At 60.7% G+C, this 10,715-nt stretch carries 6 protein-coding genes and 1 tRNA gene; 3 read left to right on the top strand and 4 right to left on the bottom strand.

What is annotated here, in order from left to right:
* The first annotated feature begins 1,088 nt into the window (after positions 1-1,088).
* From FEF27_RS05925 to FEF27_RS05915, 3 genes are all read left to right on the top strand, one after another.
* Complete coding sequence (locus tag FEF27_RS05925; RefSeq protein ID WP_138169929.1) at positions 1,089-2,201, top strand: 2-keto-3-deoxygluconate permease; 1,113 nt, start codon at positions 1,089-1,091, stop codon at positions 2,199-2,201.
* A gap of 60 nt (positions 2,202-2,261) precedes the next feature.
* A complete protein-coding gene (locus FEF27_RS05920; protein WP_138169928.1) occupies positions 2,262-3,041 on the top strand; it encodes a 1,6-dihydroxycyclohexa-2,4-diene-1-carboxylate dehydrogenase in 780 nt (259 codons plus the stop codon).
* Positions 3,042-3,361: 320 nt separating this feature from the next.
* Positions 3,362-3,874 carry a hypothetical protein gene (locus tag FEF27_RS05915; RefSeq protein ID WP_138169927.1) on the top strand — a complete coding sequence of 171 codons (513 nt, stop codon included), beginning with the start codon at positions 3,362-3,364 and terminating at the stop codon, positions 3,872-3,874.
* 824 nt (positions 3,875-4,698) lie between these two features.
* On the opposite strand, the gene FEF27_RS05910 is transcribed toward FEF27_RS05915, so the two are convergent.
* The 4 genes from FEF27_RS05910 to FEF27_RS05895 form a co-directional block, all read right to left on the bottom strand.
* Positions 4,699-4,772, bottom strand: a tRNA-Met gene (locus tag FEF27_RS05910).
* Between the two features lie 119 nt (positions 4,773-4,891).
* Positions 4,892-8,038: a UPF0182 family membrane protein gene (locus FEF27_RS05905; RefSeq protein ID WP_138169926.1), complete on the bottom strand. Its 3,147-nt coding sequence runs from the start codon at positions 8,036-8,038 to the stop codon at positions 4,892-4,894.
* Positions 8,039-8,092: 54 nt separating this feature from the next.
* Entirely contained in the window at positions 8,093-9,154 is a 1,062-nt protein-coding gene (locus tag FEF27_RS05900; protein ID WP_138169925.1) for a YlbL family protein, read from the bottom strand.
* Positions 9,151-10,671 (bottom strand): zinc-dependent metalloprotease, encoded by a 1,521-nt coding sequence (locus FEF27_RS05895; protein WP_138169924.1) that lies wholly within the window; start codon positions 10,669-10,671, stop codon positions 9,151-9,153. Before FEF27_RS05895 ends, FEF27_RS05900 begins: the two co-directional genes overlap by 4 nt.
* Positions 10,672-10,715 lie beyond the last annotated feature (44 nt).

Here is a 10,715-nt window from a genome sequence, read left to right as displayed (position 1 = left end):
CACGTCGAGGTCTTTCTAGATGGGCAGTGTAGGAACTTCCATCTTCGGAAGGCCTCGACGCCTATCCAGCCACCGCCACGCCGGCCCCACTCATCTTCGCTGCCTCTACACCCTCAAACGCGAAGAGCCACTTAAGGAGAGCTCTTCTTAGGGAGCTGGATGGCCTACCAGGAGGGACGCCGAAAACAGACTGGCTATGCCGACGATGAGTGGCAAAGTCAGTGGCGAAGATGTTCCGGTGGCCGCAGAAGTGCGGGCAAAACCGACGCCCAGATTGGGGCGAATATTGGCGCATCGTTGTGTCGAGCTTGCATCAATCCTTCAGCATTCTTGTCGGCTTGCATCAACATTGTGTCTATCTTGTTCGTTCGTTGTAGCGATGTTGTCAGAGACTTGTCGTGATCTCGTACGAATCCAGTATCTTCGTTGCCTCATTATTGTCACGATGTCGTCAGAATGTTGTTACGACCTTGTAGAAATTCCGCGCAACGGCTGCAGCGATTTTGCTTTTGAAGGGCGAGTCTCGGTATGAGTTACTCATGTGCGGCAGATGTCCGACTCTCGGTATGAGTCGACACTGCCATTGCAGAGGACCACTTCAGCAGACAGCGGCTTCGATAGCGTGTGGGTAGGAGTCGGGGGCGACATAACGTAGGCGCCTGTCTTTGCCTCCACAGAACACTAGGAGTCCCCCTCGGTTACTACTCCGCTCCGCTAATGCCGGTTAAGTGGCATTTGCAGTAGTGACTCGGTGCCCGTCACGGAACTGCCACACGGATGGGCGACTCTGTTATCGAACCAGATGAGGTTTATCTGGGACCGCTCACCGCTTTTCGACGAATTTCACGCCCTAATAGACGTTCCCCGCGGGGTGAGCGGTGTTTCTGTGAAAACACGACCTGCCGGGGGCCAGACAGATGCAGTACACGCTGACCACTTTTGATATGCAAGACCTCTCAATTCGATCAATATAAGTATAATTTCTTACTCAAATCCGTGTTAGCGTGCTTTCTGTCGCGCAGGTCACTTTCGTCCGGAGTCGTCCGCGAAGCGGCCTCAAATCACTCTCACCTAAGGAGTCCCGTGGCATGGACACTTTGCTAAGACAGATCAATCGCCTTCCAGGTGCACTAATGATCGTGCCCTTGTTCCTGGGAGCAACAGTGAACACGTTCTTCCCCGAGATCCTCGACATCGGTAGCTTCACCACCGCCTTGTTCAGGGACGGCGCACCAGTACTCATTGGGTTGTTCTTCATGTGCATCGGAGCCCAAATCAACTTGCGTAGCGCCACGCCAGCACTTGAGAAAGGCCTTGCGCTCCTTGTCGGAAAGTACATGGCTGCGGTCATAGCCGGCTTAGGAGTCGCGTTCTTCGCACCGGAGGGCACACTATGGGGCCTGGTGCCACTGGCCATCATTGCGGCCATGTCGAACTCCAACGGATCCCTGTATGTGGCTTTGATGGGTCAATTCGGAAACAGGACAGATAAAGGCGCAGTATCAGTCCTCTCGATCAACGATGGCCCTTTCTTGACGCTCATCGCACTCGGCGTCGCCGGCCTGGCGGACCTGCCGATGATCGCGCTTCTAGCTGCCGTCCTACCAATGATTCTGGGGTTCGTTCTGGGTAACCTCAGTGAGATATTCCGAGACTTCCTGCGCCCGGGAGAAAAGCTCATCATCCCCTTCGCAGCATTTGCCCTGGGCTCAGGCATCTCGTTCGACGTGCTCTTCGGTTCTGGGGCCATCGGTATCCTTCTCGGCATCGCTACCGTGGTGTTCTCAGGAGGTATGGCCATCGGAGCATTGGTCCTGTGGAACATTATCCGTCGGAAGCCAAAGCCGACACGCAACTTCATCGGCGGTGCCGCTGAGGCAACTACGGCAGGCAACGCGATCGCTACACCCGCAGCAGTCGTTGCCGTAGACCCGAGTTTCGCAGCAGTTGAGGGCGTTGCGACAGCTCAAATCGCTGCAGCCGTTGTGACCACCGCGTTCCTTGCGCCTTTCATTGTGGCCTTCGTTCGCAGATACCAGATGCGCAACGGTATCGACGTCGTGGCAGCAGAGGACCATTATCTAGCTCTACCGAAGGAAGATCGGCAATCCATGGACTTCAACGAAGTTGGCCGGATTCACACCGAGGAAGAGCCCGACCTAGAGCGCCCAGGCCCGGCGACAGTTGGCCGGCAAGAGTAATCACGTCACCCATCCATCGCACCAGCGAAGAATTCGCGCGTCAGGAGAATACACCAAGATATGAGCCAGCGATTCCGAGGGAAAGCTGTCGTAGTCACCGGGGCTGCCCAAGGTATTGGGGCAGCAGTCGCACAAAGAATTGCCGAAGAAGGAGGAGAACTACTACTTGGGGACCGGTCACCCTTAGTTGCTCAGGTAGCCGAGACGCTGACTTCCGGCGAGAGCGCCGTAAAGAGTCACGAGTGTGACTTGGAAACATTCGACGGCGCACAGGGCCTCATCGATGCCGCCCAAGAAACCTTTGGCAAGATCGACGTCCTAATAAACAACGTCGGCGGCACCATCTGGACCAAGCCCTACCAGTCCTATGGCATCGAAGAAATCCAAGCAGAGATTAATCGATCGCTGTACCCCACGCTTTGGACTACCCGCGCAGCACTCGGAACCATGATTGCTCAGGGTGGAGGCACGATTGTAAACGTCTCCTCTATAGCCACTCGAAGCATAAACCGGGTGCCGTACGCGGCAGCTAAAGGCGGTGTGAACGCATTAACGGCCTCACTTGCCCTTGAAGCAGCTCCCCATGGCATCCGGGTAGTCGCCACTGCCCCAGGTGGGACGTCTGCGCCACCCCGAGCAGTTCCGCGCAATACGGCAGAGCTCAGCGAGCAGGACAAACGCTGGTACCAACAGATCGTTGATCAAACGACCGAGAGCACCTACTTCAAGCGTTACGGAACTCTCGAAGAGCAGGCTGCCCCGATAGTGTTCTTGGCTTCCGGCGAGGCGTCCTACATCACCGGCAGCGTGCTCCCCGTAGGCGGCGGTGATCAAGGGTGAGTGTCGGACCCCGCGACTAGGGAGAACCGTTATTCCCCGCCAACAGGGGCTAATACGAGCGAACGTGCAGTTCACGCGTGTTCTCCAGCGGGAACCGTCGAGCGTAGGAGCGTCTCACCTCATGACACGATTGGGGGTCGGCCCGTCAACGTCGGCGTGTCGGTTCAAAGATGGATGAACTGCGACGACCACGGCCGCTTCTATTGGCGACTTCATCGGACTGCGGGAGGGACAGCTTCATAAAGTCCCGGGAGGTCCTGTATTCGGGCGGCTGTATCACGTGAGATCTCGAAACAGGACAAAGAGCTTGGGGGACCTTTGTGAATGACTATTCAGCTAGCGGCCTCGTGCTGACGGTATGTGGCCTCATTGGAGCTGGTGTTGGTTACGCGTGGGGTGGAAACCTGCCTACGGCTCTCGTACTCGGGGTCATTGGAATGATGATTGGGGTTGCTATCTCCGGATTCGTCAAAGCCGCGGCCGCTCCTCAACAAGCGAGCTCCGGCCGCGCGCAAACCGGCGAGTCGATCCCGGAGCTGCTCGCAAATCTCGCAGAATGCTGGTCACGGGATTACGAGGGTGTCGGTTATTGGAAGGCCACAGAGAAAACGGCCCCCCGCACCGTGCAAGAACTCAAGGCCGAAAAAGAGAGCATCGCCTACCGGATGCGATTCAATAAGGACATCCCACGCGAGCTGGTGGCTGAGGTCGACGAGACGCTGTTCAAGGACAAAAGAACCAGAGTAAACGACTTCATTCGTCAGCTTCTCGAGGCCCAAATCGATTTCGAAGTTGACCGTCATGAGGTGCTGCGCCAAAGGGGCACAGACTGATTTGGCTCATGCCCAGCAGACGCTGACCGAAGAAGACGCATAGCTGCAGCTATGCCGGCAATCTCACCAAGCGGAAGCGGATACCTGCAGAGCGACTCGCAAAGTAGTCCCGCCCCCTGGACCCCGGATAGTCGATCGCTGACAATGGGATCAGTCAGGAGGGCGTCAGATGAGAAGCCAAGAAGCTCCCCGTGAAATGGTGAGGACTCAGGCGCGAAATCGGGTGCGTCGTGAGATTCTGGCTGCCCGCGTCACGGTCGCATTCAATGAAGAGTTGAAGCCTGAGACTCCCCCGCCTGTGCGACGCTTAGCCGACATGGATCTGCCGCCAGTAAGTGAGGTGCTCAGGCGCCACGACAGGTGGCACGGTCCTCAGGTGCCGGACCAGGCGACGGAGTCTCAAGCACTGGAGAAGTTGCGTAGAAAGATACTTGCTGCCCGGGTCACGGCCTCGTTCAATGAAGCGCTAAAGCGGGATACATCTTCCACTGTGAAGCGACTGGCGGGGCTTGAATTGCCTGACGAACCCCCACCAGAGAGTAGTCCCCAAACGGTGAGCGAGTCCGTCTAATCGTCTCCCCAAGGGCTCGCTGCTGAAGTGTCCTGAGAATTCTTCGAACAAACCTTGCCTGGCACATACGAGGGGCCTGGTGTTGGCATCAAACCGGATCACGTTCATGGCGCCAGCAACTCCGGGGGTGCGTTTCCGCGCAGAAGCACTAGACGTGAAAAGTTGACCGTAGACTAGCCCGTAGATCCCATTTAGCTAGGGCTCGAAAAAGGGCCGCTAACCAGGAAAACTCCTAGTCAGCGGCCCTTCACAGTTGCGGGGGCAAGATTTGAACTTGCGACCTCCGGGTTATGAGCCCGGCGAGCTACCGAACTGCTCCACCCCGCGTTGGGCTTCCCGTTTCCGGGACTTGTTTATCTTACATGGTGGCTAGGCGGGCACAAAATTGGCGGCGAACCCGGGGTTCCTGCCCGGATCCGCCGCCAATTCAGTGGTTGGCCTCAGGCCTAGTCACCTAACTGTGTTTCGAGTTCAAACAGCTCATCGAGAGTGCTCTCGAACTCCACGTCGAGCTCGCGGAAACGCGCCAGGTCACCTTCTCCGAAGGCCTCGTTGCGCTCTGCCCATATCTCGGCTGCCTCCTGACGAAGCTCTTCCAGACGCTCCTCGTCACCCTCAGCTGCCGGGGCGTCGTCTTCGTCCTCATCCTCCGGGGCGGTGGCCTCTTCCGTTTCGGCAGGCGCCTCGTCCTCTTCCTCAACAAGGCCCTCGGGGTCCTCCACCGGGTCTGCGTCGACGAGCTCCTCGACCTCGTCGGCGTCGACGCCGGCGCCCTCAGCGGCTTCCACTCCGGCGTCTCCGCCGAAGACCATGTCGAGCGCGTCCTGGAGAGTGTCGCCATAACCGACATTCTCACCGAAGGCAACCAGCACCATGCGCAACGCCGGGTACGCGGCACCCGTTCCGGTCGCCTGAACATAGACCGGCTGAACGTTGAGAATTCCGCCGCCGGCAGGCATGGAAATCATGTTCCCGCGCAGCACCTGCGACCCGCCGAGCTCCAGGACGTTCAGCTGCGAGGCGATCGTCGAGTTCGAGTCGAAGTTCGCCTGGGTCTGACCCGGACCGGGCACCGCAGTATCACGTGGAAGCTCAAGCATTCTGAGTCTGCCGTAATCCTCGTTCTTCACCCCGTCCTCACCGGTTCCAGCGTCACCGGAGGCGGCGAGGAAGCCGTAGAGCACGTTGCGCTGCTGCCCGTCAGCTTCAGTGGCGGGGATGAAGGTCGAGGTCAAGGAGAAGCTCGGCTCCTCCTGCTCAGGCATCTGGAGCGTCATGTAGTACGGCGGCTGAGGATCGCCACCTTCCCTGGTGGGGTCCTCGGGGACCGACCACGCATCGTTGCCCTCGTAGAAGTCGTTCGGGGCATCCACGTGGTACTCGGTGAGCAGCTGGCGCTGGATGCGGAACATGTCTTCTGGGTAACGGACGTGATCCAGAAGCTCCGCGCTCATATCCGAGTAGGGCTCCAAGGAGGAGGGGAAGATCTGCTGCCATGCTTGCAGGATGGGGTCCTCGTCATCCCACGCATAGAGCGTCACGGAGCCGTCGTAGGCGTCCACAGTCGCCTTCACCGAGTTCCGGATGTAGTTCACCTGCCCGGTCAGCTGCGGAGCGCCCTGCGTCAGCGCGTCCTGCGTGGCGGACTCCAGCTGCTGCTGGGTGGAGTAGGGGAAGTCATTGGAGGTGGTGTATCCCTCCACAATCCACTTCACGCGCCCATCGACGATGGCCGGGTAGATGTTCTGGTCGACTTCCAGGTAGGGGGCAACCTTCTCCACGCGTTCGCGTGGGTGCCGATCGTAGAGGATCTGTGACTCTTCGTTGACGTCACCCGAGAGGAAGATCTCCGGGGACTGGAAGTTCAACGAGTAAATCAGCCGGTTGAACAGGTTACCCACAGAGGGCCCGCCGTCACCGGTGAAGGTGTACTGAGTGTCCTGGCCATCATCGCCATTCTCCGCGGCCTCCTCCCCTTCTTCGTCGTCGGTCAGTTCCACCGCGGGACGGTCCAGCTCGCGGGGGGCAGCACCTTCGGGGGCGCCGACAATGGAGTACTGAGGGGTGGACTCCCCGAAGTAGATGCGAGGTTCGTAGTCCTCATCGCTGGCGAGGTCACCCGTGGTGGGGATGCCCTGCAGGCTGAAGTCGGGCCGACCCTCGGGAGTGACGGTATTCGCATTGGCCGCCACAAGCCCGTACCCGTGGGTGTACACCAGGTGCTGGTTGACCCACGAGCCTTCCGGGGCATTGACCTCACGTGCGGCGATGACCGTGTCAAAGGTCTCCCCGTCGATGTCGTAACGGTCGAAGCTCAGCGTGTCCGGGAACGTGTAGTACTGGCGGAACTGCTGGAACTGGCGGTAGGCGGCCGAGACGAGGTTCGGGTCCAGCAAACGGACGTTCTCAATATTGGGAGCGTCCCCGGAGAGGGCGCCCGGTTCCGCCTGCTGGGTGGCCCGGTAGTTGATCTTGTTCAGCTCATCGAGGCCGTACGCGAAGCGGGTGAGCTCCATATTCCGCTCAATGTACTCCGCCTCAAGCGACTGTTCGGTGGGCCGCACCTGATACTCCTGCACCAAGAACGGCACCACGCCGGTGCCGATGATCGCGGTGACGATGAGCATAGCGGTGCCGATGATGGAGAACCGCCAACGAGCAGTGATAGCGGTGACCAGGAACACCAGCGCTACCAGACCCGCGGCGATCGCCAGAATGGTCTGTGCGGGAATCACGGCATTGACGTCGGTATAGAGCGCACCTGCCCAGTTGCCACCTTGGTCCTGGAGCGTGGCGTAGCGTCCCAGCCACCAGTTCACACCCTGCAGCAACACAAACAGCGCAGCAACGATGGCGACATGCCAGCGGGCAGCCTTCTCCACCACGAACTTGCCGGTGCTCTCAATGCGAATGGAACCGAACAGGTAGTGGCACAGAATACCGGCGATTCCCGCCACGAGAACCGCTGAGATGAGGAAGCCGTTGATGAAGCTCAAGAACGGCAGGGTGAAAATGAAGAAGCTGAAGTCCAAACCGAACTCTGGGTCCCTCTGGCCAAAGGACTCCTGATTGAAGAACAGCATCACCTGCTGCCAGTTGGCCTGAGCTGCGGTGCCGGCGAAGAGCCCCATCAGCGTCGGCAGGCCGAATATCAGCAGTCGCCGCATAGAGGTCAGCGTCGACTGATAGCGGTTGACCGCCTCCCCGAGCTGCCCCTCCAACCCCAGCGGACGGTTACGGAAGGCCATAATCAGGCTGACCCACACCAACGCAGCCATGACCACGAAGGCCACGGCGAACAGCGCAGCCCGGGCAATCCACTCAGTCCAGAACACCTCGGAGTACCCCAGATGGGTGTACCAGATCACCTCTGCGTAGAACCCCGCGAAGGCCACAAACGCGCCTAACAGGGCTGCGATGATGATGATGGTGATAATCAGCGCGGAGGGGCGACGCCGCCCCCCGGAGCCTCCCTGCGATTGACCACCGCCGGAGCCCTCACCACCGCCACGATTGCCACTGTTGCCCGCGCCGGAGCCGAAGATACCCCCGGAGAAGGGGTTCGAGTTGCCGAATCCCTGTGAGAAGCTCAACGTCTGTCCTCATCTCTATATGTACTCATTTTTAGGTGCAAGTGTGCCGGGATCTCACCGGCCGCAGGGCGCGAGCCCCGCAAGAAAGTCCTCATCGCCGTCTCGGACCGCTGCCAGGATTTCGACTGCCTGATCAGCATCGTCCACTCCGTAAACTTCCAGGCCGTTCGGGAGCCTGCCGTCCAGCTCATCACAGTTATCACGTGGAGCCAAGAAATGCTCAGCCCCTTGGCTGCGAGCGCCGGCGACCTTTTGAGCAATGCCGCCGATGGCTCCTACCTTCCCGTCGGGATCGACTGTTCCGGTTCCGGCCCAGTCCTCTCCGCCGGTCAGTGAATCCTCGGTCATGGTGTCGATGATTCCTAGGGTGAACATCAGCCCAGCCGAGGGCCCTCCAACCTCTTCGAGCTGAATGTCTGCCCGGACCGGAAATTCGAATTCGCTGCCCAACAGGATACCGACGTAGTATTCCCCATCTGCTTCCTGATAGGTGGGTGCCTCGACTTCGATCAGCTCTCCGTCCCGAACCAGGGTCAATTCTATCGGTTCCCCGGCGGCGTCGTTGACGACTTGGCGCAGCCCCTCGATACCGGTCACCTCTTCGCCGCCTGCGCTGAGCAGGATATCCCCGGCCGCCAACGACTCATGAGTCCCCGCCGCCACAGCCTCTTCGGTGAAGTCCATGATGGACAGTTCCACCGCATAGTCCACCCCCAGGTGCTCCAGTGCCGCCGCGAGGGCCAGTTCCTGCGAGGAGGCCATCGCCGCGGTATTGCGCTGGCGGACTTCCTCCTCGGTGGTCCCGGAGGGGTAGATCAACTCCTGGGGAGTCAAATCAACGCTGGGGGCGAGCCACCCTCGGATGGCGTCGGGAACCCGCACCGTGGAGGTGGGAGCACCGTTGACATAGACGGTGGTCAGCGCCAAACTTCCCTCGGTGTCGTAGGTTTCCGCCCCGTCGACGGTGATGATCGGCTGGTCGTCGATGTCGGAGAGGGTATCGAAGATGGGACCCGGTGACTCCAGCAGATAGGCGCTGGGGAGCGCCAGCGCGCCCAAGCCAGCGAGCAGCGCGCCGGCCCCGGTGAACCGTTGGACTGACTTGCGAAGAGTCACCCCTGGTCTCCGGCAGGGGTGCCCGGGCCGTCGTACCCGCCGTCGAGCAGCTTCTTGAGCTCGTCGTCGATCTTCGCCGCCTCCGCCTGGCGCTCGGCGCGCCGGCGGTGGAAGCCAGCTGGGTCGTCCAGATCGGCCTCATCGGGCTGCAGGTCTGGATGGGCCCAGACCTCATCGCGTCCCTCGACGCCATCCTGCTGGCGCAGGTGGGCCCACAACGCAGCGGCATCGCGCAGGCGCCGCGGACGCAGCTCCAGGCCCACCAGGGCAGCAAAGGCGGCCTCAGCCGGCCCTCCGGTGGCTCGGCGCCGGTTCATGGTCTCGCGCAGCTTGGCCAGTGATGGCAGGTGGGCACCGGCCTCAGCCACGACGTCGTCCACCCACCCTTCGACAAGCGCCAGGGTGGTCTCGATGCGGGTCAGGGCAGCTTCCTGCATAGGAGTGCGGTCCGCCTGGAACAGCCCTTCGCCGAACAGGTCCTCCATCTCCTGAGGATTCGAGGGGTCGATCTGGCTGGCCGCCTCCTCGACCCGCTCCATGTTGATGTGGATTCCGGCCGCGTACTGGGCCACTGCGTTGAAGAGATCGTCCTCCAGCCAGGGCGCTCGGACGAAGAGGCGCATCCGGGCAGCTTCCCGCAGCGCGAGGTACAGCAGGACTTCCTCATCCTCCACCTGCAGACCCTTGCCGAAACTCTTGATGTTGCCGGGCACGAGGGCCATCGCTTTCCCTGCCAGCGGCAAGCCGATGTCCGAGCCGGAATGCACCTCACCGGCGAGTTCGCCGATGGCCTGGCCGATCTGCGCACCGAAGGCGACACCGCCCATGCGTTCCATCATGCTGGCCACCTGACCGGCCGCATCAGGCGGCAGCATGCCCTTCATCTCTTCGGGGAGGTTGAGGCCCTCGCCATCCTCAAGCTGCTGGCGCACCACTTGCCCCATGGCGCGGCCCACTGACTCGGCCACCGGTTCGGTCAGCCGCTGCCAGGAGGCGAAGGTCTGCTCGATCCATTGTTTGCGGCTCAGTCCCCGGCCGATGGCGCCGAGGGCTTCAAAGCTTGTCGCTTCATTGAGCCACATTTCGGCCAGCCGGAGTGCGTCGTCGACCTGCTTGCTCTCCACCGGGGTGACGGCGGCGTCGTCCTCCCCCAGTGCGGTCACCGCGGCGTTCTTGGTCAGTTCCCAATTCACCGTCTGCTCACCCTGGTTCTGCATGGCGGAGAACATCGCCTGCACCTGGCCCATGATCTGCTGCATCATCTGAGGATCGCCGAAGCCCGGGGGCAGTTGGGAGGGGTCGAAGCCGGGAGGGAATCCGGGGAAGCCGCTGGCGGATCCGGACTGTTGCCCTGCCCCGGGGGTTCCGGTAAAGCCCATTGACGGGCCGGAGGCACTCTTGGGTGAGTCCTCCTCACCGTCGCTGGACTTGTCACCGAAGGCCTCGCCGAAGAGCTTGCGGAGAAACTCTTCTTCGTTGGGCTCGCGGCGCTCGTTGTCGTCGGGCTGATCAGACATCGCTGGCTCCTGCTCCAGTTGAGACAAAGCGTGAGTCTAAAGGG

Origin of the sequence: Nesterenkonia sphaerica (assembly GCF_005771565.1) — a bacterium.
Lineage (GTDB): Bacteria > Actinomycetota > Actinomycetes > Actinomycetales > Micrococcaceae > Nesterenkonia > Nesterenkonia sphaerica.
Note: the sequence above shows the minus strand (reverse complement) of the source record. Positions and strands in the feature narration are given on the sequence as shown.